Below are 24,649 nucleotides of genomic sequence, written 5' to 3' on the forward strand. Positions count from 1 at the left end.
TTGACATGATTACGCCCGCACAGATCCGTGACAAAGCCCGTCGTCTGCAAGCCAAGGCCGTCGCCGCCTGGCTGGCCGACGAAGCGTTCTTCCCGCGCCGAATCCCGGCCGATGTGAAATTGTCAGCTCGGGTTCCGGAAGCAATTCAAAGCGTGGAGGCGTTGCGGGCCGGTTCGAAGTCGCAGCGCGGCTTCGGATACCGAGTCCAGTGGGAACGACGCCGCAGTCGCTCTCATGGTGAGAACGATTTCCCCGTGGCGATCTACGTCGATTCGATGGAGGACCTTTGGGCTTTGAGCGGCGAGCAGGGACGCTGGCGACGTCTCGAGGAGCTGGTGCAAGCGTTGCGATCCCGGTTGCCGGCGCTCGAGCCTTGGGTACGACGCCCCGGCAATTGGCGAAGGCTGCTGGAGGTTGAAGACCGTGCGGAGGAGTTGCTGACGCTGACCGAATATTTTTCGCGTCACCCCCGACCCGACGTGTTCGCACGTCAGATACCGGTGGCCTCGTCGAAAACGCTGGAACGGAACCGACGTTTCCTCGCGGAGTGGCTGGACGAGGTGCTTCCGCCAGAGGCGATTGATCCTCGCTACGCCGTCGACCAATTCGAACCGCGGTATGGGTTGAAGTATGCTCGGCCGCACTTCCTGCTGCGGGTGCTGGATCGAGATCTGCGTGCGCAGCTTGGTATTCCGTTCGCGGAGTGTTCGTTGCCGGCGGAAGCACTCGACGTCTTACGCGTTGGTGAGGCGAATGTATTGTTGGTGGAAAACAAGGTCAGTCTTCTCTCGATGCCCGCTGTCCGCAATAGTCTCGTGTTGGGCGGCCTGGGCAACGGCGTGACTCAGCTCTGCGACGTCGGCTGGTTGCACGACCGGCCAGTCACCTACTGGGGTGACATGGACGCCGCTGGATTTGAAATCCTGCACCGCCTGCGCAGTCTTTTGCCCAGCGTCCGCAGTATGCTGATGGACGAGGCGACGCTGGCCGAGAGCGTGGGGCTGTGCAGTGCGGTACCGCCGCAGGTTCCGCAGGATGGATTAGAACTTTCGTCATCCGAACGCGCCGCGTACGAGCGGGTGTGTCGAGAGGGCTTGCGGATCGAACAGGAGCATTTGCCTGAAGACCTTGTGTTCGGTCAGCTTTCTTGCCTCCGCTGACGCAGAAGATCTTGTTCCCGTTCCGTCAAATCGTCCAGGGACGAACCCAACGTCGCGAACGGGTGTGGCAGCGCGGTGGCGTTGCGGCCCGGAAACCCACGGCCCTGAACCGTAGGTTCGGAGTTTCGCGGCGGCGGTTGATTCTGGGTGCCGCGGATGTTGGCGGTTGCGTTGGGCGTTCCGTTACTGAACCGATCGGTATAGGATGTGTGACTTGCCGAATCTCGCTTCTTTTATTTGTTGGAATGCTCATGTTACGTTGCGTTTTGTTTTGCCAGCTGGTTGCCGGTTTGGCGTTCAGCATCAACGGCTTTGCCGACGAATCGGGCCAGCCGCTGATTCTGGCACATCGTGGAGGTGCCCATGAGTTCGAAGAGAATACGATGGAAGGCTTCGAAGCTTGCTATGAACGGGGGATTCGCGCTTTTGAAACCGATGTGCGAATGACCAAGGATGGCGTGCTGGTTTTGCTGCACGATGACACGTTGGACCGGACGCACAACGCCAGCGGCCCGGTCGAGGAGAAAACCGCCGAAGAACTGAAGAACGTCCAGACGAAAAACGGACAGGCCTTCCTGTTTCTGGAAGACTTTCTGCAATATCTGCAGGACAAGCCGGGCGTGTATGTGGAGCTGGAGATGAAAACCAGCAACAAAAACCTGTATCCCAAAGAGCGGATCGGGGAATACTGCGACAATCTGTATGCGTTGGCCAAGCAATACAAGCCGGCCGGTTCCGACTACCTCTTCACCTCCTTCGATGAACGGCCGTTGGTGGAAATGCGAAAGCGGGATGCGGACTGGCCTACTGCGATCATCGCCGGTAAACCGCTGTCCCAGGCGTTCATCGAACGTGCCCAGCGCTTGCAAACCACGCACATCGCGTGTCGAATTTCCGGGACGTCGCGAGAAATGGTCCAGGAAGCCCAGCAGCGCGGTTTCAAGGTCAACGGCTGGCCGGGTCATAAGGTTGAAGACTATTACCTGGCGATCGGCCTGGGATTGGACGTGGCCTGTACGGACATTCCCACGGTGATTCAGAAGGTCAAAGAAAAACTTCCGGAGACCGAGTTCACTCCTTGACGAGATCCGCCAGATACACGGCCGTGTTCGCCATTGTCGAACACGCGGCGAACATTCTGTATTTGGACGCCGGGCAATGAATCATCCGCGCGTGCGCCGGAGGAGATAAGCCAGAGGGTGCACAGCAAGGCGATTCCGCCGAGAGTGCGTTGAGGAAACAAACCGTTCATGGTGCAAAACTCGTGTTGGTGTGAAGTCGAGATCGTGGTCCGTCAGGCGATGACGTCGCGGACGACTTGGCCCGACAGACCGGTCAGACGGTAGTCGCGGCCGGCATATCGGTACGTCAAACGTTCGTGGTCAAAGCCCAGCAGGTGCAGCATCGTGGCGTGCAGGTCGTGGATCGAAACCGGGTTCTCGACCGCTTTGAAACCGAACTCGTCGGTCGCTCCGTAGATCGTGCCCCCTTTGACGCCGCCGCCGGCCATCCACAACGAGAACCCCCAGTGGTTGTGATCGCGTCCCTGGCTGGCGCCCGAACCGTTCTGGCCCAGTTCCACCGACGGCGTGCGTCCAAATTCGCCACTGCACAGGATCAGCGTCTTGTCCAGCAGGCCACGTTGCTTGAGGTCTTTGATCAGTCCGGCGATTCCCTGGTCGCATTGGTTGGCCACGTTCCGGTGAGCATCCTTGATGTTGTTGTGGCTGTCCCAGGGTTGGCCCGCACCGTGCCAGACTTGTACGTAACGAACGCCGCGTTCGACCAAACGCCGGGCGAGTAGTAGTTGGCGGTTCTGCGTTCCTTCACCATACAATTCCAGGATCGACTTCGACTCGCCGCTGGTATCGAAAGCATCGGTGGCTTCCATCTGCATTCGGTACGCCAGGTCGAACGACTGAATCCGGGCTTCCAGGTCTGGTTCATCGGGGCGTCCAGCCAAATGGCGAGCGTTGAGCGCTTGCAGGACTTCCAACTGATCCCGCTGCTCGGCTGGGGATAGGCGATCGTTGCGGATATGGCGTATCAGCTTGGTGGGATCGGTGTGAGCGGTGTCGACCAACGTGCCTTGGTAGCTGCCCGGCAGGAACGCAGATCGCCAGTTGCCCGCGCCCGCGACCGGCAGACCGCCTGGACAAAGGGCGACAAAGCCAGGCAGATTCTGGTTTTCGGTGCCCATCCCCCAGGTCAACCACGAACCAAAGCTGGGACGCACCAAACGGGAATGTCCGGTGTTCATCAACATCAGCATCATTTCGTGGCTGGGCAACTCGGCGTACATCGAACGAATGACCGCCAGTTCATCGGCGCACTCGGCTACCCGCGGAAACAAATCGCTGATCGGCATCCCGCACTCGCCGTGTTGTTTGAACTTGAACGGGGAGGGCAGGGCGACACCGGTTTTGCGTTCGGTCTGCAGGTTGTCGAACGGCAACATCTGGCCGGCTCGACGGGTCAGTTCGGGTTTGGGATCGAAGGTGTCGACCTGCGACATGCCGCCGTTGAGAAAGATGTGGATCACGTGCTGGGCACGAGCTGGAAAGTGGGTTGCGGTGCCGGCGGTCGCCGATTCTCCGGCCAATATCTCGCCCAGCGCCAACGATCCGACTCCCAAACCACAGCGCTGAAGAAACTGACGGCGGGGAGAAGCGAAGGAACGGTCCATGATGGGTTAGCTCGCTGATGGATACAGGCGTTGAGGGAGTGACACAGGAAGCGGAACTCCAGTCAATCCAGAAACATAAATTCATTGGACGCCAACATGGCATGCGCCAGTTGCGCCCAACGCTCGAGGTTCTCTGCGGTGGATGCTGGTTCTGCATCACCGGCGTCGGCTTGATGATCGTTTGGCTCGTCGCCGCTGGCCGCGCCGTCCGGTTGCGGACGCGTTACGAAGGCGAGGGCCAATTCGCGCTCTTCGGCCGCGGGCACGCGCAAATAGATTCGCTGGTACAACCATTCCACACGCTCCGTATCGGTGGCGGCAGCCTCGACAGCCATCTTCGCCACTGCGGCTGCGCGGTCCTGGATGAAAGCGGAATTCAACGCGTACAGCGTTTGCTGGGGCACGGTCGTGTCGGGACGTTTGACCGTACAAGACGTCGGGTCGGCACCATCAAAGGTGCTGGACAAAGCGGAGATAATGTCGCGATTGATGAACGCGTACACACTGCGGCGGGGAACGACCGGAGTGGCTTCCAAGTCGAATGGCCGTCCACCGATGGTGGTCGTGTCCAGTTCGCCCGAGACGGCCAACAACGCGTCTCGCATCGCTTCCATCTCCAAGCGTTTGCGCGGCATCCGCCACAGTAACCGGTTCTCAGGATCTCGCTGGCGAGCTTGCGTGTTTTCAACCGAGGCTTGTTGGTACACGTCGGACAACATGATCCGCCGGTGCATCTTCTTGATCGACCAACCGTCTTCGGCAAACACGGTAGCCAAATAGTCCAGCAGCTGAGGATGCGTCGGGGGCGTGCCGCGGGTGCCCAGGTCATCGGGCGTGCGAACGAGACCCCGGCCGAAATGGTGTCGCCAAATCCAATTGACGATTACGCGCCGGGTCAGCGGGTTCTCCGGGGCGACGATGGCTTCGGCCAAGCCGCGGCGACGCCGTCCATCGTCGAAGGGCGTCGTGCCATAGGGTGCGACATTCGTCAGGAATCTCGCTTCGACCCGTTCGCCACGGCTTAGCGGGTTACCGCGAAGGAAGACCCGGGTTTCGGGTGGCGTCTCGGATTCGGCCAAGACCATGCCACGCGGTGGCGAGCCCGGCGAGTTGAGGTGCAGGTTGTGGATTGTGCCTCGCTTGCCTCTCAGTTTGTCCGACACGGTACGGTTCAGCATTCGGGCGGCGACCTTGTCCGGCACATCGGTGGGTGTGCCGGATTCGTAAAGGTGCCGCCGCAGTTGTTGGTTGATGGAGCTGTTGATTTCGGCATGCCGCGGATCCTCGTCCGTGATGATTTCTCCTTCCGGTGCCGCTTCCAGGGACGCCTCGCGGAGGGCGGTCAACCAGTCGAGATGTACGTCGGCAAACAGGCGGCCGTAGGCTTCGGCTAATTCGATCAACGAGGCCGGTTGGGTTTCCTCCAGAACGTCCAGAACTCGCGGATTCCACCGCGGCGCCTCGACGCTCATGTTGTGTAGGTCTTTGAACTTTGCCGGATCACCATTCTCCGCCCTCGACGTCTGCACCAATTGTTCGCAGGCGGTTTGGAATTGTTCCGCGGGGGTGTCCTGCAGGCGGACCCAGGCAAAGAACACCGGATCCTCTTCGCTCATCGCACCCAAATACATTCGCCAACGGTTCAGTACGATCGGACGCACATCGTCGGTGCGGTAGGACAGAAAAGCTGCCGAGACGTCTTGTTCGGGAACCTGTTTAGCCAAATCGGTTAGGTACAAACCGACCTGGCTGCGCAGGCGACTACGCATCACCTCCATCTGATCGCGAGCCATATCGCGATAGATTGTCTGCCGCTTTTCCAGCTGACGTTGGTACTCCAGCAGTTGGTCGGTCAATGTTGGTTGGCCCAGCACCGGCAGTTCGTCCGGCGGTTCACTGCTGGCCAGCGTGGCGTACAGAGCGTAGTAGTCGGTGGTCGGGATCTCGTCGAACTTGTGATCGTGACAGCGAGCACAAGCGACCGTAACGCCCATCAATCCGCGCGTGACCACGTCGATCTGGTCGTCGATCAGATCGTGCACGCTGCGAAACTGCATGCCCACCGTCAGGAACCCCAGCGCGGCGAGAGCCGGGTCATCGGCGGGCAAATCCAATTGATCCGCGGCCAACTGTTGCAGGACGAATTGGTCGTAAGGCAAGTCCTGGTTGAACGCCCGGATCACGTAATCGCGATAGGTATACGAGAACGGAAACCGCTTGAACCCGATGGCCGTTCCGCCGTGGGTGTCGGCATAACGAGCGATGTCCAACCAGTGTCGGCCCCATCGTTCACCATAGCGAGGCGACTGCAGCAAGCGGTCGACGACCCGGGCGAAGGCTTCCTCGTCGGCGGCCGCGTCGTCGACAAATGCTTCGACTTCGGCGGGTGTGGGAGGCAGCCCGATCAAGTCGAAGCTGGCTCGCCGAATCAGCTGGCGACGGTCCAATCGCGGGGCGAGCGTCAGATCGTTTTGCTCCAACGCCGCGACGATAAACCGATCGATCTCGGTAGAGGCGTCGCCGGTGGGCGTGGGCACTTCGGGGGCGCGGATCGGTTGGTAGGACCAATGTCCTTCGAACGGCGCCCCGTTGGCGATCCACCGCCGCAGGGTGTCGATCTGCTTGGCCGTGGGACGCTTTTGCATCTCCGGGGGCGGCATCCGCATGTCCGGATCCTCGCTGGTCAGGCGGAGGATCAATTCGCTGGCTTCGGCATCGCCGGGCACGATCGCGGCCATCGTACTCTCGTCGGCGATGTCCAGCCGCAGATCCGCCTGCCGATGCTGTTCGTCGGGACCGTGGCACTGCACGCAGTACTCTGCCAGGATCGGTCTCACGTCGCCGTTAAAGCTGATCTCGCTGGCCGCAGCGGATGATTGGCAAAAGTAACCGCAGGCAATTGCCAACCAGAGCGCGAGTACCGTTGGAGTTGCCGTGCGGGGGCGGAGAAAAACGCGAGTTGTCATCAATTGTCTCATCGACTTGCAGAGCGAAGAATCGCGACCGCCTCGACCGCAGCAATCGGCGGCGGCAAAGGTGGGGGCGGCGGCCCTGAGGCGGGTGGGGAGTTCATTCTAACACCCTTGCCGGCCCCATGCACACAACGCGATCGCCTCCTTAACGGCTACTGCGTTGGCGAAGCTTCAGGAGGAGCGATCGCGCGGTCCAGCAGGTTGTGGGTGATCCGCTGGACGCGCGGGTCGGGTCCATGGGGGCGGCTGCCGTGAGACCAGGGCAGGGTGTGTCCCGGGGGCATGCTCAAACCCTGAGACCAAAAAATCGTGGCCGCGTTGAACACATAATTCTTCTTGGGGCCGGGATAGATCGTGGCGGTCCAGGGGGCCGGATTCGTGCCGCCCTGCCAAGCGGTGCCCTGAGCCAGGATCTCCAGCCCCGGGAGGTCCGTGGGCGGGTCGCCGTGGAATTCCCAGCCGATCAAACCCGGGACGCGGTCGCCGGCTTTCATCCCGGTTCCGGCAAACACCCAGTGCTCGGGCTTGGTGCAGATCCAGTCGCCGCCACCGTTGACCGGACGCAGGTTCCGGGCGCCCATCAGGTAGCCTTCATCGGGTCCGCGATGGGGAAAGGGGCCGTTGGTTTCTTCGCGCAGCTCGGCCCAGCGGTAATCGCCGCCATAGGGACCGCCGCGAAACAGGACGCGATTCGGTTGTCCGCGGCCGCTCGGCTGCAGCGGCGAGACCCAGCAGACGGAATTGCCCGACAGGAACAGCAGGTTCACGCCGGCATCGCGCATCGCCACCACGCTTTCGTACTGGCGAATGTCCCAGTACTCGTCGTGGCCAACACTCAAGAACGCTTTGCATTTCAGGCCCCGCTCGGGCGTCAGCATGTCGCTGTTGGAACAGTAGGTGACGTCGTAGCCGTGCTTCTCCAGCCAGTAGGCCAGCGGAAACTCATACGTCAGATAGCCGCCGCTGCCAACCGACAGAGGATCGTTGACGACGCTGGTGTACTGCGCCTCGCGGCCATAGGGACGGTCAAAGCTGACATCGGCCCAGGGACCTTGCACGCCTTTGGGGTGCGTGTACACCGACGACTTGTAAGGCCATCCGTTGTAGGCCTGCCAGGTATTGTCGCTGCACTGAAAGAGGATGTCGGCGGGGCGATCATCGCGGACGATAAAGACCACGTAACTTTGCCAGTACGCTCGATCATCTTCGGGAACCAGCGTGGTCAGGCGGCCCAGGTACACGCCGCTGAGCCAATCCTCGGGAATCGTCAGCCGGGCCGAGGGCTGCCAGCGACACTCGTGCATGGTGCGCTGGTCGGGGGTGGGCGTCGGCTGGGGGCTGCCCTGCAGCGGTCCTATCGTCTTCATCAACCGCGCGCCGCGGCCGCCGTAGTAACCCGTCCGAAAGATTTCGAGTTGGAACTTTTCGGCCGGGTCGGTCGAAACCATGAACTCGATGGTTTCGCCAACGGCAACGCTTTGTTTGGAGCAGTAGCCCTCGATCGCTTGTGAACGGCAACCATCTCGGCGGTCCAGGCGGACGCGGGTCAATTGCCAATCGGTGGAACCCGGTTTGGCGTTCTCCTGTTGGATCCGATTCGGCGTCGCCTCTTCGGCCACCAAGAGCGACGGAGCGATCAGACTCGACAGGATCAATGCGGCGCACCGCAGGCCGTAACACAAGCGAGGCAAGTTCATGGGAGATCAGGGGGCAGGGGTTTTAAAAACTTCTGGCTTTAACGGATTCTATGAGGCGTAACATTTACTCCCCTCTCCCCCGAAGCCTGACTCGCTTAGGCTCGCCAGGCTTCGGGGGAGAGGGGGGAGAGGGGAGTAAACGATTCTATGCATACCCAGATTTCGTTAGAGCCAGGAAAACTTGATGTTGGGCGGCGGCCCGCGGAACGAGCTGTGTAACCGAGCGGCGTTTCTCCGCCACGTCGGGCGTTACTTCGGATACAGCCAGCGTTTGAAGACCCAGGTCAGCGCGGGCAGCACGACCCAGGTCATCATGGCGACGCTGATCGCCGCCAGGACGGCGCTGGAGAACCAGGAGGGCAGGGCGCCGAACCAGGGTTTCAGGTAGGCGATCAGCGGCAGGACCGTCGCATAGACGGCGATCCAAACGATGATCGCCATTTTGTATTTAGGCGGTGCCGACACCGCCAAGCCTTCGGCGGTCGTGGATTCAAACCACGTTTCCAGCCCGGTCAGGTGATGGATGTCCGCCGGCCGGCTTTCAAACGGTCGCAGCGCCTCGACTCGCACCCGTCGCTCGTCCGAATCATGCCAACGTTGCATGTTTTCGGCCGAATCAAACTTCGTGATCACCCGGTAGTAGCGATCGCCCGTCTGGTTCGGTTTGAGAACCAGGGCGCCGAGGTTACCGGGGAACGACAGCGAAGTCCGAATCAACTCGCCGATCGCCTGTTCCCATTGATGTTCCTTGCCGGCGGCCGGATAGGCCGTCGCCAGGATCGTCGCCGGCATCTGCGAATCGGCTGAATCGGCTGGATCGTCGTGTGCGTTGGACGCTGTCACGGTTGATGCCCGCAGCCCTTATTCGTCGGTGGCCGTTTCCCGTTCGATTGCTTTGCGCATCTCGGCGGTGATGGGCATGACTTCAAAGTCCTTGAAGAACATTTCGGTGTCGGTGTTGCCGTGCATTTGCAGGCCCAGCTTGCCGGTTTTTTCGCCGTCCTCGTCGATGATATCGGCGGTGCAGAATCCGTTCAGGATTTGCACCAGGCGGTCGCCGTAGGCGGCGGTGCAGGTGGTATTCCACTGGCCGTCCTTGTTGCGAACCTTGGCGACCAGTTCATCGTTCGACGCGACCCAGCCGCGGCCCGGGATGGTCTTGCCGTCGATGATTCCGGCGGTGTGCCAGATGGCCGAATCTTTGCTGTTGTTGGCGATTTCGTTCTGATATCCACGCAACACCCAGGGCGCTTCGGTTTCTTCGGCGCGGAAGTACAGGGCGCTGTTGCCGCCGTTCATCCGGTAGGTGACGCGGGCGATGAAGTCGCCGTAATTCTTGTCGGAGATAACCAGGCCGTCCTTGTCTTGGCTCTTGGCATGCACGCCGTGCAGGACGCCATCCTCGGTGAAGGACCATTCTTCGGGCAGCACGAAGCGGGCGTCGGACAGGCGGTACTCGCCGTCGTCACCTTTGACGAAGAACGGTTCCCACTTGCTCTCGCCGAGGTCTTTGACGCGAATGTTTCGCCAGGCGACCGAGCCGGTCTTGCCGGAGTGGATTTGCAGGCCGATAAAGCCCTTCATCGCCTCGCCGTCGAACATGTCGACGACCAGTTCGCCATTCAACCAGGTCTTGATCGAGGGGCCGACGCACTGGATTTCGACATCGTTCCAATCGCCCTCGTTGCAGGTGGCCTTGGCGGCGTCCAGCCGATCCTTGGGGGTATGGGCATCGAGCCAGATGAGGCCGTGTTTGTGGCCGCGGCGTCCTTCGTCGTAGATGCGGCCCGTCATGTCGCAACCCGGACGCATCTCGTACTGATATCCGTAGACTCGCTGAGAATCACCCTGCGAACGAACGGCGGAGCGGAACTGGACGCCGGAGTTGCCGGGTTCGATGAATTTGTACTGCAACTTCAGCACAAAGTCGCCGAATTCCTTTTCCGAACACAGGAAGGTGTTGCCGGGGGTGTTCGGCACACATTTGCCGACGATCGTTCCGTTCTGGACTTCGTATTGGGCCGATCCGCCGCGTTTGACCCAGCCGGTTAGGTCTTTGCCATTGAACAGCGAGACGAAGCCGTCTTCGGCATCCGCAGCCGATGCGTTCGGTGCGAGGCATGCCAGAAGGCCGATCAACATAACGACTGCAACACTTTTTCTCATCATGGTCTCTTCAGGGAGGGAAAAATCTCTTCAGGAAACGAAGCAACCCATTGTGCTTGGTCTTTACTTTAATAGCCAGCGGCTGGCGGCGGTCTGTTGATTTTCATCTTCGCCGGCAAAGGTCACCAGTTCACTGGACGCCGGGGTTTTGCGGTAGGCGGCCACGACGAGCTCCGGTTCTGCGCCCTCGCCGGAGAGCCACAGCGGGCGCGGAGCCTGCAGGGCGAGCAGCCCCGGCAGGTCCAGGTATTTGGCTCCCCCCGGCAAGAACATGGGATCGCGGTAGTCGAGGATCTGGCCAAAGCGAAATCCGTCGGTCCCGATCGCCATGCGGTCGATCGCGCCGCCGGAGAGCCCACCGGCCGCGGCGGCGATTGGTCCGGCACTGTTCCAGCCTGCGACGGCAACATTCGTCACGTCGCCGGCGGGACAGGGGCCGGATTCGGCGTGCCGCAGATAACGCACGACGCTGAGCACATCATGGGCCCGCTGGGCGAACAACGCGTGGTTGTAGCCGAAGGTGTAACCGGCGAACTCGCGCGGGTTCTCCACAACGCGGGTCTGCTCGACGGGCTCGCCGCCTTGCCGGTACAGGTCGGCTCCCAGGACGGCCGTGCCGGCTTGCACCAGGTTCTCAACCGCGGCGGGCACGTTGCCCTGGCCATCGCAGACGGCGGTCTTGCCGGTTTCGTCCAGCCACACGACGACGCGGCCATTCCACTGTTTCGGACGCAGCCAAAGGACGTCGACTTCTTCGCTGTGCGTTTTGTTCAGCAGCGTCCCGGTGTGTTTCACATACTCGCCGCGATCCTCTTGTTCGCCGGCGGCCCAGCGAACGTCGCCCGCATCGTCGTAGGTGCGACCGATCACAACTTCCACAGCCGGCCGAAGGACATTGTCCAGACCTTCGGGGGTCGAGGCGGCGGCGCGGAGCTGCTCGTCGGCGTCCTTCGTCAGCCAAGCGACCAGGTCGCGTTCGAACTGCGGATCGGCTGCCTTGGGGGCGGGATGTTCGTCGTTCCACACGGTCAGCTGTTCGGGCGGCAGCGGATCAAAGTCCTGCTCGATCACGGGCGCCTGAAAGCCCAGCTGGAAGTGCTTGTTCAGGAACGTGTAGAAGGCGGAGCGGGTGACGGCGTTGTAGTTGTGGGGAAAGTGCTCGCCCCGCTTGAGAAAAATGTTGTTCGGTTTGCCGTAGGTGGCGTACAACTGCTGGAGTTCTGGAAAGCCTTTGGTGGCCAGCTCTTTGGTCCAGTCGTCCGCCGTGTTCATGCCCTGCGGCTTGGGGGCCGCCAAGGCGGCGAATTCGATGTTGCCGGTATTCACTCGCAGCAGACTGGCGTTTTCGCAGGTGCAGCCGCCCTGCATCGCGGTGCTGACCATGACGACGGGAAAGGACAGTTGAATGCGGTCGTCGATCGCCGCCAGGATCATCGTTTGGGTGCCACCGCCACTGGCCCCGGTGACGGCGATCCGCTGCGGATCGACCTCGGGCAGGCTGAGCAAAAAGTCCACTCCGCGGACCGCGTTCAGGGTTTGCAGACCCATCACGTTCTGGCAGTGCTGTTCGGCTTGCGGGCTGAACAGTCCCCAACGCTCGGTCGTGTTCATTTCGGGACGCTGTTTGGCGAACCCGTGGACGAGCTGGCGGGAAAGCTGGATCGAGTCGGAGTCGCCCAGCATGTCCCACTGCCAAACGATGCAGCCCATCCGAGCGAGCTGCCGACACTGCGATTGGTACGTGCTGCGGCCGGCCCGTTCGAACCGCTCCGCACCGTCGGCGATCTGCGCTCGCAGCCGGCTCTCGGGCGTCTGGTACAAACGCGCGTCCTTGCGGTGCCCGTGCGCCAGCATGACGGCCGGAGCTTTGCCCTCGATGTTCGTGGGCCGGTAGAGATTGCCGGTGACGAAGAAGCCGGGGGCGCTTTCAAAGTAGACCTTCTCTACGGTGTAACCGTCGCGCTCGATCTTGCCGTGGATGACCGGATTGAGCGGTGTCTTGGTGGGCATCGGCCAAAGCCCGGTCGCCACCAGGATCTGACGCCGCACGAACTCCCGGCGCTGCTGCCACTGCTGGAGCGAGGCCGGCGGATGGAACGGGAAGTAGCCGTTCAAATCTTTGAGCGGACGGTCGCGGACGTCCTCGGCGGAAACCATGGCCGAGGTGCACAGTAAAACGGCGATTGCGATCAGGTGTTTCATGGTTGTGTGCTCTGGAGGGGTGGTAACCGTGGGCTAGCGCCCAATGCCATCTACTTTCACCATCGCTTGCGATTGAAGCGTTAGCGGAGCGGCGCAAGCCGCCCGGTGTGTGAAGGTTCGCACCGCAAAACCGGACGGCTCGCGCCGTTCCGCTACAAAGGAAGTGGCATTGGGCTGGCGCCCACACGGTTCAGTTTGGTGACCACAGGGACTGGATGGCTTCGACGGTTCGTTCGGTCAGCTCCTGCCCGCCTTCGTGGCCGACTTCGTTGCTTTCGACGATCGCACTGTAACCGCCACCCTGGGCGGCGCGTCGGCTGGGGACATAGGAACCAGGGCCGGTCAATTGCACGACAAAGGTTTGCAGGGCGGGGCTGCGGGATTTCATCTGGATCCCAAAGTCCGTAAACAATTCAAACGGATTGGTGGCGATGGCGATGTCGCCCAGCCGAATCACGTGCAATTCGATGGGGTACGGTCTCTGGTCTCCCGCCTGCTGCCGCTCGAAGCGATCGAGGGCGGCTTGATGCCACAGCATGCGGCGTTTCTTGCTGGGATCCGACGACAGGTTTGCGACCTTGGTCCGCAACGCGGCGGCTTCCTGTTCGGTGACCAGACGCTCGGGCAGGTCGACGGCTTGGACCGAGTGCACAAACGGCACGTCGCGGTGCTTTTCCTGTCGGGCTCCCTCGTAGGCTTCTTCCCAGGCGACGACGATGCGGCGGGACAATTCTTCCAGCCGCGAGAGCCCCCGCAGCTTTCGCATCCGTTCATCGGCCGCCTTGCGGTACATCAGGTGTGGTGACTGGTCGCCGGCGGCGCCGGTCCAGCCCAACACCAACAGGTCTTCGCCGTACTTGGCGCGCAGCGACTGGCGGACTTGATGCCAGAAGTCGGCGTCGACGACCGAACCGCTTTCGACTTCCTGCGCCGGGCAGGCGACATTGATGGCGGTGGCAAACAGCTTGTCGTTCTCGTCCCAAAAACACAGGACCTCGACGCCGTGGTCTTCGTAACCTTCGAGGCCGCGGAAATTCGAGCGGCTGGTCGAACCGTACATCTGGGCCGACCCATCGGCGTACACGCTGCGTCGATTCAGGGCCACGACCGCGTAGCCCAGTCCCCAGCCGACGCTGCCCGGTCGGCGGCTTTGCCAGGCCTGGGCCGAAGCGTCGGCAATCTGGTCGGCCAGAAACTGGACGTATTCGTCAGGCTGGATGATGCCTTCCTCGGGCAACTGGTAAGCCTCCTGCCGCATCACCGGTGCGGTGTGCGTGTGGGTGGCGCTGATGAACAGTTTTTGGACGTCGAAATCGGGGATGCGTTCTTTCAAACGATCGCGGACCAGTTCGAGAATCCCTTCACGAATCGCCACCAGATCGCAGGAGACCATGATCGCTTGGTCGACCACCTCGTCGCCCTCGCGGGCTTCGATCGCCAACGCGGTGGCGGTGACGGGGCTGGCGACGGTTTTCGCGATGCGCGTGTGCATCTGGCCGGACAGTGCGACGGGTTGCTCGGGCGTAATACTGACCGTCGCGCCACCGGTGTGCAGTTCCGCCGCGGGGACCGTCAACGCGGGCCAGAGCAGCAGGCACAACCAACCGATTCTGAATAGCATGGTGATCTTCCCAAAGAGGTTTCGACGCGCGTCACCGCGGGAGGGTAATCTCCCGCGCTTCGATCGATGTAGCGCGTTCTCAGGATGCAAAGAGTTTGGCGATCGGAACGCCTTGATCGGTGATGGGCACCGGGCGGTCTCCGGCGTACAGGTACTTGCTGTAGTCGACGCCGACACAGCCGCAAATGGTGGCGAAGAAGTCGGGCACACTGACCGGATCGGCGACGATTTTCTTGGATCCTTCGTCGGTTTCGCCCCAGGCCCCGCAGTGCGACAGGCCGCCACCGGCCAGCACACAGGTGAAGGTCGAACCCTGGTGGCCGCGTCCACCGCCACTGTCGAATTCCGGCGGGCGTCCGAATTCACTGGTGATCACGATCAAGGTTTTGTCCAGCAGATCTTTGTCCTGCAGGTCGGTGATCAGGGCCGACACGGCCGTGTCCAGCTCCTCGATCAACTTGTGCTGGTTGACGATCCCGCTGTTGTGAACGTCCCAGCCCGCGCCGTTCAGGAAGTTCAGGTTGTGGCTGACTTCGATGAACCGCACGCCGCGCTCGATCAGACGTCGGCTGAGCAAGCAGCGCTGTCCGAACTCGCCGCCGTAGCGATTGCGGAGCTGGTCCGGTTCGCGGTCCAGTTGGAAGACGCGGTTGAATTCCGGACCGCTCAGACTCATGCTCTGTTCGATCGCGGCTTCGTAATCGACCAGCTCGCGCACGGCCGTGGCGCCGGCGCTTTTGCGCAGCGACGCCAGGAACTGTTCGCGACGACTCTGACGCTGCGGCGTGATGATGTCCGGACGCGACAACCCGGCGGGACCACGGCCGGTTTCGGTCAGGTACAGGTAACCGTGTTTGGCGCCCAGGAAACCGGGGCCGCGAGTCACGTTCGGGTAACCGATCAGGACGTAGGGCGGGGCGTCGTCGCCGGCCGCTCCACGCTCGTGGGCGATCAACGAACCGAGCGAAGGGTAGGTGACCGTGCCGCTGATCGCCCGGCCGGTGTGCATGCGATTGGTCGCCGCGGCGTGTTCGTCGATCACGCCGTGATGCACCGTCCGCACCGCGGTCACCCGATCCATCAAGCCGGCCATCCGCGGCAGGTGCTCGCAAACCTGGACACCCTCGACGGCCGTATCGATGGCGTCGTAGTAGCCGCCCGGCTTTCGCGTTTTGGGGTCGCCCTTGGGTTTGGGGTCAAACGTATCGATTTGCCCCATGCCGCCGCCCAGCCAGATCGAAATCACGTGCTCCGCCTTGCCCTGCAGCAGCGCCTGCGAGGCGTTGCCGCTGGCGAGCGGAGCGACACCCACGGCGCCGGCGGCAGCCATACCACCGGCTAGAAACTGTCGTCGCGTCGGGTTCTGCATGACTCGTCTTCGATTTGCGGAAGGGGAGGGAAAGGAACCGGAGATAAGCATGTCGCAATATGTTCTTAGACATTACTCTCCCTCTGGGAGAGTCGGGCTCTCAGGCCCGGAGAGGGTTTTCGTGTGGGCCCTCCCCGGGCCTAAGAGCCCGACCCTCCCGCTGCGCGGGAGGGTGTTGTCGTAGGTTTCTACCGAATTACTTACGCTGACGTGCTTATCGAGCAAACGGTTCAGTGGGGGTTAGGGGATCCAAGCAAACTCGCGGTGATTTACCAGGCTCCAAACGATGTCTTCGTAGACTTCTCGCCACTCGGGTTGCAGGCGCGGGTCGACCGCCGGGCCGCGGCGGACGCGCTCCTGCCACCGCTCCTGAATCTCGTTGGCTTCGGGGACCAAGTGATTGGACCAGGTGGATTGGGGCAGCGGCGGTAGGGCAGGGGGCGGCTGGACTTGATCGGCGGGAGTCAGACGGGATTCGAATCCGGCGGCCAATGCCGGCAACAGGTCGGCCCGTTCCTGGTCACTAGGATAACGTGCCAGGAAGCGCAAGAACAGCTTTTCTAGTAATGTCTCGGCCGAGGTGGTTTCCACGGCCAAGTCCGCCAGCTGGCTTCGGTGGGCCGCGCGGGTCAGTGACATCGACAACGTGCCGTTGGCCAGGATGCCGGGCTGCAGCACATTGGGATCGGTTTCCCGCTGGACGATCGGCCGCTGGCGGGTGCCGGTCCAGCCGAACGCTTTGAGGACGTCGACGATCGGTTGCGCTCTGGGCAGCGACAAACTGGGGCGGTCCCGTTCGTTGTTCAGTCCGGCAAACATCCAGGCGCGGCGCGGCGAACCCAGCGTCTGTCGTGCGCTGATCGGTTCGGCTCCATCGTGCACGAAAGTTAATTCGCCTGTATCCATCCGGCGACCCGAAGCGGCGAACAGCGAATCGACAATCTGTTCGGCAGCCAGCCGTCGCGGATCCGGGGCGTTGAAGAAACGCTGTTCGGCCGCCGCCTGGTGATTGCGTCCGATCGCACGGCGTTGGTACGTCTGGGAGGTCATGATCTGGTGTAACACGTGCCGCAGGTCGTAGTCGTGCAGCACCAACTGGTCGGCCAACCACTGCAGTAGTTCGGGATGGCTGGGCGTTTTGCCTTCCCAGTCGTTGACCGGTTGAACGATCCCCGCACCCAACAGACGGTTCCACAGATGGTTGACGACCACCTGAGCAAATCGCTTGTTCTGGGGCGAAGTGACCAAGGCCGCCAGGCGTTCGCGTGAATCCTGCGGATTGCGAACCAGGGCATCGATATGCGGCCCGTCGTCGATGCCGGTGAACGCGGCGAACGGCCACTTGGGCTGGATCACCGCGTCGGGTTTCAGCGTGACTTCGATCAGCGACTCGCGGCCGACTTTTTCGAAGAATGCATCCGGCACGCGACTGGTCTCGGGCACGTTCAGCGGTTTGCGGTTCAGCATCGCCGCCAACGAGTACAGGTCTTCCTGAGTGGTGCTGTGATAGGGCGAATCGTGGCAGCGGGCGCACTGCAGTTCGATGCCCAGAAAGGCCGAGGCGACGATATGCCCCTTGGCGGCCATCGGCGAATCGTTCTCGCCGGCCAACGCAAACCCGGCGCTGCCGCCTTCGTGACGACTGCCACGCATCAGCAACAGTTCGGTCACCATGCGGTCCAGCGGTTTGCCGTCGCGTAGCGATTCGTACAGGAACCACCGGAACGGCCCGGTCGAATTGAGCGACTGGTTCAGAAGGGTCGGGTTCTCGGCCAACAGGTCCATCCAGAAACTGACCCAGTGGTCGGCATATCGCGGGTCCTGCAGCAAACGTTCGACCAGTCGCTGGCGCTTGTCCGGATCGTCGCTGGCCAGAAACTCGCGAGCTTCCGCTTCGCTGGGCCCCACGCCCACGGTGTCCAAGTACACGCGGCGAAGGAAGGCCGCATCGTCCACCACGGGCGCTTCGGCCACGGCGGCCGGATCGAGCGGCGGATCGGGCCAGGGCGCACCGTCGGCAACCCACCGCTCCAGCGTCGCGATCTGTTGATCGTTCAGCCCGTCGCCGGTGGGCGGCATGTCGTGAGTCCGAACTCGCAGAATCAGTTCGCTCTCGTCCGGGTCACCGGGAACCACGGCGGGCAGCTCCGATTCGCCCATCGACAAGGCGTGCTCGCGGGAGTTCAGCCGCAGGCCGCCTTTTTCCTTTTCACCATGACAGCGGAAACATTGATCGCGCAGGATCGGTAGGACTTCGTTGTGAAAATGCGCGCTAGTCGCCTTGTCGGTCTCGGCTGCGCGGTGGATCGCACGGGTGATCTTGTCGGCCACAAAACGGTCGATGGGGTGGCTCTCAGGATCGCCGCCGGAAGGCTCCGCGGCCGCGACGGACTGGCGCGCGAGCGTGTGGCGTTGCTGCCAGAAGGCATCCTGCGAAGCGGCGGCCCGGCGGCGCACCGCGTCTTCGAAGGCAACCAGGTTGGTCTCGAACCGGCCCAGTGCCGGCTCGACCGCCTCGTCGGACAACTCCAGCGGCGCGGAGCCGCGGGGCTGCAGCACCACCAGCGGCCCTTCGCCGTGGGGCTGCAGCGCCACGCAGACTTCGCCGGTTTCGGTACGGTCGCCGTTGCCGCCCACCATGACTTCCAAAACCACGCGTGCGGTACGCGGACCGCTTTGTTCGGCCGGGGGAATCTCGAACGACGTAAACGCTTCCTGCTGGGGGAACGGCAGCAAGCGAGCGCCCGGAACCAGGGGCTCGGGGATCGGGACGATGGGTTCGAGGTTGCCGCCACGACTGCGGACCGTCTTGGTATGCGTCACCAGTTTGCCGTCGATCCATAACCGGCTGAGCGAACGGGCGCGGACCAGAAAGCGATGCTCGCCGGCGGGCAGTTCGACGTCGCCGGCGATTCGCAGCAGCAACGGCGCTTTCCAACTGGAACGAATGCCCCAGTCGTCGTAGCGCACGGGAATCCGGGACAACAGGAAGGCTTCGCCCAGCCAACGCGTGGTTTCCGGCGGCCACGATTCGCTCTCGTACAACCAACGAGACGCACCGGGCATGTTCTCGCACAGTTGGAACAGGACTTGGCCGGCAGGGATGTCACCCAGTTCGGGCATGACTTCAGGAGCGAGACGCACGACGCGTTCTTTGCCGACGCGTTTGAATCGAGCGGCCAGCGTTTGGTCATCCAGCACTTTGCGGTGGATCGCCACGGCGTCCAGTAACCCGGCGAAACGCTCGCCGATCCGAACCTCGTCGTCATCGACAACCGGCGGAGCGGTGGTTGGGCCGCCCATGTCCCAGGTGCCGTCAGTCGGTTCGCCGTTGACCCAGCCTCGAATCGATTCGGGTTTTCCAAACACGTAAGTGATCGCGACGTGATGCCAACCGGTGGTGGCGGGAAAGCCAAGCTTCGACGTCCAGCGATGCCAGTGGGTGCCATCGCTGGAGAGTTTGGACGCGAACAGAAAATTGACGCGAGCCTGCCCGTCTTTGCCCATCAGCCGCAGGGCCCAGTTCTGATTGTCGCGAGCGAACTGCGGCGCGCCGGTTCGCCCCTTGCCGACGATGTACTGCGCCTGGCCGTCTTGGATGCCGCTGGGATTGACCCAGGCCTCCAGCGTGACCGCATCGCCATTGGTGAAATCGAATTTGCTGTCCGCACCCGCGTCGGCGGTCGCCAAGTACGCCCCGGCATCGACTTTCACGGCCGTATTGTCGGCCGGCATCTCGGGAAACTCCGGCGGGCGCGGCCCAGCTTGGTCCGGTTGCACGTTGCCTCGCGGCTCGAGCGGCGTCGCCGGTTCGGATTGAAAGTCCCAGCGAACGGTTTCGCGCGGTTGGTTCTCGTCGGGCCGGTCGCTTGCTTGGGCGATCGCCGGCGGGAGGCCCAGGATGCACAGAATCGTAACCAGCGGCAAAAGCTTCCAGCTCATGATGCAACAATTTCCTTGTACGCGCGGCCTTCGTTCTGATCGATGCGTTCGGGCCGGCCCTTGTGCAGGTAAACCAGTTGCCGGTGATCGACGCCCATCAGATGCAGGATCGTGGAGTGGATGTCGTGGACGTGCAGGCGGTCTTCGACGGCGTGCAGGCCGACGTCGTCGGTGGTGCCGTAGGCCTGTCCGCCGCGGACGCCTCCACCGGCCATCCACATCGTGAATCCGGTGGGGTTGTGGTCGCGACCGTCGCCCTTTTCGCTCATCGGCGTCCGCCCGAATTCGCCCCCCCAGACCACCAGTGTCTGTTCCAGCAAGCCGCGTCGTTTCAAATCCTTCAGCAGGCCGGCGATCGGCAGGTCGGTGCTGCCACACATCCGGTCGTGGTTGGCTTCGATATTACTGTGCGCGTCCCACTTGCTGCCCGCTCCGCTGTAGCACTGCACGAAGCGGACGCCGCGCTCGACCAATCGCCGAGCCATCAACAGGTTCCGTCCGTAGGATGCGGTTTTCTCGTTGTCCAGGCCGTACAGCTTGTGCGTTTCGGCGGTTTCCTGCGACAGATCGACCGCTTCGGGCGCGTGCGACTGCATCTGATAAGCCAGTTCGAAGCTGCGAATGCGCGCTTCCAGGTCGGTGTTGTCTTCGCGGCGAGCGGCGTGATGACGATTCAGTTCGGTCAGGAACTCCAGCTGCTTGCGCTGCTGCGGCGGTGCGACGTGCTCGGGCGGAATTAAATCGGTAAAGGGCGGGCCTTTCTTTTGCATCGTCGTGCCCTGGTAGACCGCGGGCATGAAGCCGGCGCCCCAGTTTCGGGCTCCGTTGATAACGCGGCCCGAACCCTCCTGCATGACGACGAAGGCCGGCAGGTTCTCGTTCTCGGTTCCCAGGCCGTAGGTGACCCAGCTGCCCAGCGAGGGACGCCCGGCGAACTGGCTGCCGGTGTTCATTTGGCAGATCCCGCCGGAATGGTTGATGCCGTTGGTCCAGCAGGACCGGATCACGGCCAGTTCGTCGGCCATCTGTGCGGTGTGCGGCAACCAGTCGGAGACCCACAGGCCGCCTTCGCCATGCTGTTTCCATTGACGTTTGGAAGCCATGATGGGCGAATCAAACTCGCCCATCGCCGTGATCACGCGTCCAAAACTTTCGGGGATCGGTTTACCGGCCAGTTTTTCCAGAGCCGGCTTGGGGTCGAACGTATCGAGATGGCTCGGTCCCCCGTCCATGAACAGAAAGATGACGCTTTTGGCTCGGGCCGGATGGGTGACCATCTTCGATGACGCCGCCGGCACGGGGCGTTTTACCGCCGCACCCGCCCGCGCCTGCGGAAGCAGTCCGGCCAGTGCCAGAGCGCCGAAGCCGCCGCCGGTTTGCAGCAATATCTGGCGTCGTGACAGACCGCCGGAATTCGCGTTCTTAGTCCACATAGATCATCTCGTTGGAGCAAAGGAAGGCGTGCAGCAGGGCCGTCCGGGCAATCTCTCGAGGGGACGTCAGGGCGGCGTCCTCGAAACGGACCGTGGCATGCCGAGCCGACGGCGAGCGATCGTGACCCAATTGCGTCTCGCTGGCAAAGTGCAGGTCGAGCAGCAGTCGCGAATCGGCTTCGTCGTCGGGAGGTGGAGCTTTGTCGTTTTGGGGTGGGGCAGGGCCCTCGGGCGGCGCTGCGGTGGAGGCGGGTTCGGCGGTTGGGGCGGGTTCGGCGGTGGAGGCGGGTTCGGCGGTGGAGGCGGGGGCAAACAGTTCTTCGCGGCTCAGCGCCGCGGCGTGCAAGCGAACGTTTTGGATCAGGCCATCCCAACGATGGTGATTCGAGCGGCCCCCGATTTCAATGGGCCGCTTCGCATGGACGTTCCAGCGCGCTTGATGGGCGACGTGAGCGACCTGGGGCGGCGCACCCGGTTTCGAGAGGTCTCGCAGATAGAAAGTGATGCCCTCGGTGGATGCGTCATCCAGGTCGATCGCGACCGCTATATGATAAGGCTTGTTCAGCTCCACTCGCAAATTCGAAGCGATGACTTCGTACTGAGGTTTGCCGTCGACGCTGTCTCGCGATCCGACCAGTTGCAGGATCAGGTTGCGCGGCTTGTAGGAGCTCTTGGTCGAGGTGACCCCCAGCGACCAACCCGGCTGGGCATTGTTTCCCGACCAACCGGCCGCGATCGTCCGCACCGAGGCGTCCGGATACAGCGAGTGCAACATCACGGTCGCTTCGATCGTGAAGTCGCCGTGACCTTCTTGGTCGGCTGCGGCGGGTCGGTTGGACAGTTCCGCAATGGCCGGCACCTGAATCGACGCGGATTGTTTTGCATCGAGGGCGATCGCCGGTCGTCCATCGGGCAGGGCGGCCAGTCGCTGCGGAGCTTCCGCGTCGGGGATCAGTTCGGCATAGGAACGGACAAAAGACACGGCCCGCTGTTGTTCGTCGGCGGTGGGGGCGCGGAAGTAAAGCTGCTGGTAAGCGGTTTGGACCAGAGCTTCGGTGCTGTCGCCACGGCCTCGCTTGACCATCGCCTGGGCACGCTCGTGCCACCAGGGATTGTTCATCTGCAGCAGGGCTTGCGGCGACGTGGTGGTGCGATGTCGGCTGCCCTGGCTCTCGACGCGGTCCGGGAAATCGAAGGCGGCCAGCAGCGGATCCAGGGCGTTGCGCTTGACCGTTTTATAGATCGCACGTTTGCCCTTGCTCAGTTCGCCGCTGGCCGTCAGGGCGCTGTCGTGGATCTCTTCGCCGGACAGCCGCCGCGGATTCATCCGCCACAGCAGCACGTTCTGCGGATCGAGCTCGGCCAGTTGCGGGTCCGCCGGCCGCAGGGAAGACTGCCGGTAGGTCGCCGAGGTGAGGATCAAGCGATGCAGCCGTTTAAGGCTCCAGCCATCGGCCATGAAGCGACGCGCCAGCCAGTCGAGCAGTTCGGGATGCGACGGCGGCGTGCCCAGGCGGCCAAAGTCGCTGGGCGTCGGAACCAGCCCGCGACCGAAATGCTGCTGCCACACCCGATTGACGATGACGCGGGCGGTCAGCGGGTTTTCCGGGCTGGTGATCCAGCGCGCCAGGGCCGTGCGGCGACCGGTCGACTGCAACGCCTCGTGCGGCGGCTGGATCGTCGCCGGTTCGCCATCGAGGATCACCGGAAAAGCCGGTTGGATCGGTGACGGGTCGGCGGCGTCCGGGATGAACGTTGGCGGGGCGACCGGTCCCACGTCGCTGGCCACGAAGGAAATCGTCGGCAGCGGTTCCGGCTTCAAGTGCTCCAGCTTCGCCAGCTCGGCCCGCAACCGCTGACGCTCCGCTGCTTGTTCTTCGTCCAACCACTCGGGCAACTTCTCGGGATTCATGACCAGTTGGTTGCGAGTCAGTTCGGCGATCTGAAACTCGTAAGGACTGATCTCGTGACGCCGGCTGGCGACCAGCGTTTGGATCTCCGTGGTGAATTTGTCGAACCCCTGTCCGCCGGCCTTTTCCAGCAGCACCGGCATTTCGATCTCGTGCAGCCGCCGGCGGATGTCCTCGGTCGCCGCCTCCCACCTGTGCAGTTGTTCGAGGTGTGCGGCGCGGGTCTCGACGTCGGCGATCGGTTGATCCTCCCGCGGCAGCAGCGGGGTGAAGAAGGCCCGCAGGGCGTAGTAGTCGCGCTGCAGCAGAGGATCGAATTTGTGATCGTGACAACGCGCGCACTTCACACCCTGCGCAAGGAACACGTCGGCCGTCGTTTCGGTCACGTCGTTGATGATCTGGGCCCATTGGCCTTCGACATCGCGCTGGTTGTACTCGTAGATGTAATGCCGCAGGTACATCGTGGCGATCAAGGCGTCGCGGTTGCCGGGATCGATTTCGTCGCCGGCCAATTGCTCCTGCACAAACCGGTCATACGGTTTGTCTTCGTTGAAGGACCGGATGACGTAGTCGCGGTAGTGGTGGGCTTGGGGACGCGGGTGATCGGCGTTGTAGCCATCCGAATCGGCATAGCGAACCAGGTCCAGCCAGTACCGAGCCTGGTTCTCGCCGTAGGCCGGTTGTTCGAGCAGGCGATCGACCAGGGCTTCGTACCAGGCGTCCTGGGCGGCGGTTTCTTCGGTCGGAGCGGCCGCTTGGTCGGTGGGCGGCAGTCCGGTCACGGCAAAGTGAACGCGGCGGGTGAGCGTGCGGCGGTCGGCTTCGGAGGCGGGCGAGAGGCCCTCTTGGTGCAGCCGCCGAAAAATGAAGTGATCGATTTCGTTGCGGCACCAGCCGTGATCGTCCACCGATGGGACGGCCGGGTCGGCGATCGGCTGATAACACCACCAGTCGCGATCGTGAGCGGTGATTTTGGGAGTGGGTTTCAGCGTCACCCCTTGCGGCCAGGGGGCGCCGGCGGCGATCCACGCGGCGACACCGTCGATCGCCTCCGACTCCAGCGGACCGCTGGGCGGCATCTCGAAGGATTCAAACCGCAGGGCTTCGACAAGCAAGCTCGCGTCTGGTTCGCCCGGCACGATCGCCGGTCCGGAGTCACCGCCGGCGAGCAGGCCTTCCAGCGATGTCAGCCGCAGACCACCCTCCTGCTTCGTTTCGCCATGGCACTGGATGCAGTCGCTGACCAGCGTCGGCCGAATGTGATTCTCGAACAGGTCGCGCTGCTGGGGCGTCGGCTCCGCAGCCGACAAGCGGGTCCCGCAGAAGAACGTCGCAGGCCCCAAGGACGTGGCCGGAACCAACGCTCCGCCTGCCCACAGCAGCAGGGCCACGCCTAGCGAGGCGGTTCTCACACCTGGCGCGGTGCGCCACACAGTGTGGCTTTGACGATCCACAACAGGCGGACTTGTCGGGCGTTGCAATCTCATTTCA

General features: G+C 62.7%; 13 protein-coding genes. 2 read left to right on the forward strand and 11 right to left on the reverse strand.

Annotation, left to right across the window (positions count from 1 at the left end; genetic code table 11):
• Window positions 1–5 precede the first annotated feature (5 nt).
• Both GE027_RS08915 and GE027_RS08920 read left to right on the forward strand, forming a co-directional pair.
• Window positions 6–1,160, forward strand: a complete 1,155-nt coding sequence (locus tag GE027_RS08915) for a Wadjet anti-phage system protein JetD domain-containing protein (RefSeq protein ID WP_153556844.1) — start codon at window positions 6–8, stop codon at window positions 1,158–1,160.
• A gap of 251 nt (window positions 1,161–1,411) precedes the next feature.
• Entirely contained in the window at window positions 1,412–2,242 is an 831-nt protein-coding gene (locus GE027_RS08920; protein ID WP_237607412.1) for a glycerophosphodiester phosphodiesterase, read from the forward strand.
• Window positions 2,243–2,454: 212 nt separating this feature from the next.
• Here GE027_RS08920 and GE027_RS08925 read toward each other — a convergent pair whose 3' ends face one another.
• The 11 genes from GE027_RS08925 to GE027_RS08975 form a co-directional block, all read right to left on the reverse strand.
• Window positions 2,455–3,846 (reverse strand): DUF1501 domain-containing protein, encoded by a 1,392-nt coding sequence (locus GE027_RS08925; protein WP_153556846.1) that lies wholly within the window; start codon window positions 3,844–3,846, stop codon window positions 2,455–2,457.
• 62 nt (window positions 3,847–3,908) lie between these two features.
• Window positions 3,909–6,812, reverse strand: coding sequence for a PSD1 and planctomycete cytochrome C domain-containing protein (locus GE027_RS08930; protein WP_162006645.1), 2,904 nt, complete (start codon window positions 6,810–6,812; stop codon window positions 3,909–3,911).
• A gap of 158 nt (window positions 6,813–6,970) precedes the next feature.
• Window positions 6,971–8,515: a N,N-dimethylformamidase beta subunit family domain-containing protein gene (locus tag GE027_RS08935; RefSeq protein ID WP_153556848.1), complete on the reverse strand. Its 1,545-nt coding sequence runs from the start codon at window positions 8,513–8,515 to the stop codon at window positions 6,971–6,973.
• A gap of 249 nt (window positions 8,516–8,764) precedes the next feature.
• Window positions 8,765–9,358: an antibiotic biosynthesis monooxygenase gene (locus tag GE027_RS08940; protein ID WP_153556849.1), complete on the reverse strand. Its 594-nt coding sequence runs from the start codon at window positions 9,356–9,358 to the stop codon at window positions 8,765–8,767.
• Window positions 9,359–9,376: 18 nt separating this feature from the next.
• Window positions 9,377–10,657 (reverse strand): 3-keto-disaccharide hydrolase, encoded by a 1,281-nt coding sequence (locus tag GE027_RS08945; protein WP_390621579.1) that lies wholly within the window; start codon window positions 10,655–10,657, stop codon window positions 9,377–9,379.
• A gap of 87 nt (window positions 10,658–10,744) precedes the next feature.
• On the reverse strand, window positions 10,745–12,883 hold the full coding sequence (locus tag GE027_RS08950) for an alpha/beta hydrolase family protein (protein ID WP_153556851.1): 2,139 nt from the start codon (window positions 12,881–12,883) through the stop codon (window positions 10,745–10,747).
• Window positions 12,884–13,073: 190 nt separating this feature from the next.
• Complete coding sequence (locus tag GE027_RS08955) at window positions 13,074–14,504, reverse strand: hypothetical protein (RefSeq protein WP_153556852.1); 1,431 nt, start codon at window positions 14,502–14,504, stop codon at window positions 13,074–13,076.
• 79 nt (window positions 14,505–14,583) lie between these two features.
• Entirely contained in the window at window positions 14,584–15,873 is a 1,290-nt protein-coding gene (locus GE027_RS08960) for a DUF1501 domain-containing protein (protein ID WP_153556853.1), read from the reverse strand.
• Between the two features lie 240 nt (window positions 15,874–16,113).
• Entirely contained in the window at window positions 16,114–19,815 is a 3,702-nt protein-coding gene (locus tag GE027_RS08965; protein ID WP_153556854.1) for a DUF1553 domain-containing protein, read from the reverse strand.
• A complete protein-coding gene (locus GE027_RS08970) occupies window positions 19,812–21,248 on the reverse strand; it encodes a DUF1501 domain-containing protein (protein WP_153556855.1) in 1,437 nt (478 codons plus the stop codon). The genes GE027_RS08965 and GE027_RS08970 overlap by 4 nt, the downstream gene beginning before the upstream one ends.
• Window positions 21,238–24,570: a DUF1553 domain-containing protein gene (locus tag GE027_RS08975; protein WP_237607413.1), complete on the reverse strand. Its 3,333-nt coding sequence runs from the start codon at window positions 24,568–24,570 to the stop codon at window positions 21,238–21,240. The genes GE027_RS08970 and GE027_RS08975 overlap by 11 nt, the downstream gene beginning before the upstream one ends.
• Window positions 24,571–24,649 lie beyond the last annotated feature (79 nt).

This window comes from Roseimaritima sediminicola, from assembly GCF_009618275.1.
Lineage (GTDB): Bacteria > Planctomycetota > Planctomycetia > Pirellulales > Pirellulaceae > Roseimaritima > Roseimaritima sediminicola.

Coding starts and splice junctions, on each gene's coding strand:
- GE027_RS08915 (WP_153556844.1), top strand. CDS start 6: ATGATTACGCCCGCACAGATCCGTGACAAAGCCCGTCGTCTGCAAGCC.
- GE027_RS08920 (WP_237607412.1), top strand. CDS start 1,412: ATGTTACGTTGCGTTTTGTTTTGCCAGCTGGTTGCCGGTTTGGCGTTC.
- GE027_RS08925 (WP_153556846.1), bottom strand. CDS start 3,846: ATGGACCGTTCCTTCGCTTCTCCCCGCCGTCAGTTTCTTCAGCGCTGT.
- GE027_RS08930 (WP_162006645.1), bottom strand. CDS start 6,812: ATGACAACTCGCGTTTTTCTCCGCCCCCGCACGGCAACTCCAACGGTA.
- GE027_RS08935 (WP_153556848.1), bottom strand. CDS start 8,515: ATGAACTTGCCTCGCTTGTGTTACGGCCTGCGGTGCGCCGCATTGATC.
- GE027_RS08945 (WP_390621579.1), bottom strand. CDS start 10,657: ATGTTGATCGGCCTTCTGGCATGCCTCGCACCGAACGCATCGGCTGCG.
- GE027_RS08950 (WP_153556851.1), bottom strand. CDS start 12,883: ATGAAACACCTGATCGCAATCGCCGTTTTACTGTGCACCTCGGCCATG.
- GE027_RS08955 (WP_153556852.1), bottom strand. CDS start 14,504: ATGCTATTCAGAATCGGTTGGTTGTGCCTGCTGCTCTGGCCCGCGTTG.
- GE027_RS08960 (WP_153556853.1), bottom strand. CDS start 15,873: ATGCAGAACCCGACGCGACGACAGTTTCTAGCCGGTGGTATGGCTGCC.
- GE027_RS08965 (WP_153556854.1), bottom strand. CDS start 19,815: ATGAGCTGGAAGCTTTTGCCGCTGGTTACGATTCTGTGCATCCTGGGC.
- GE027_RS08970 (WP_153556855.1), bottom strand. CDS start 21,248: ATGTGGACTAAGAACGCGAATTCCGGCGGTCTGTCACGACGCCAGATA.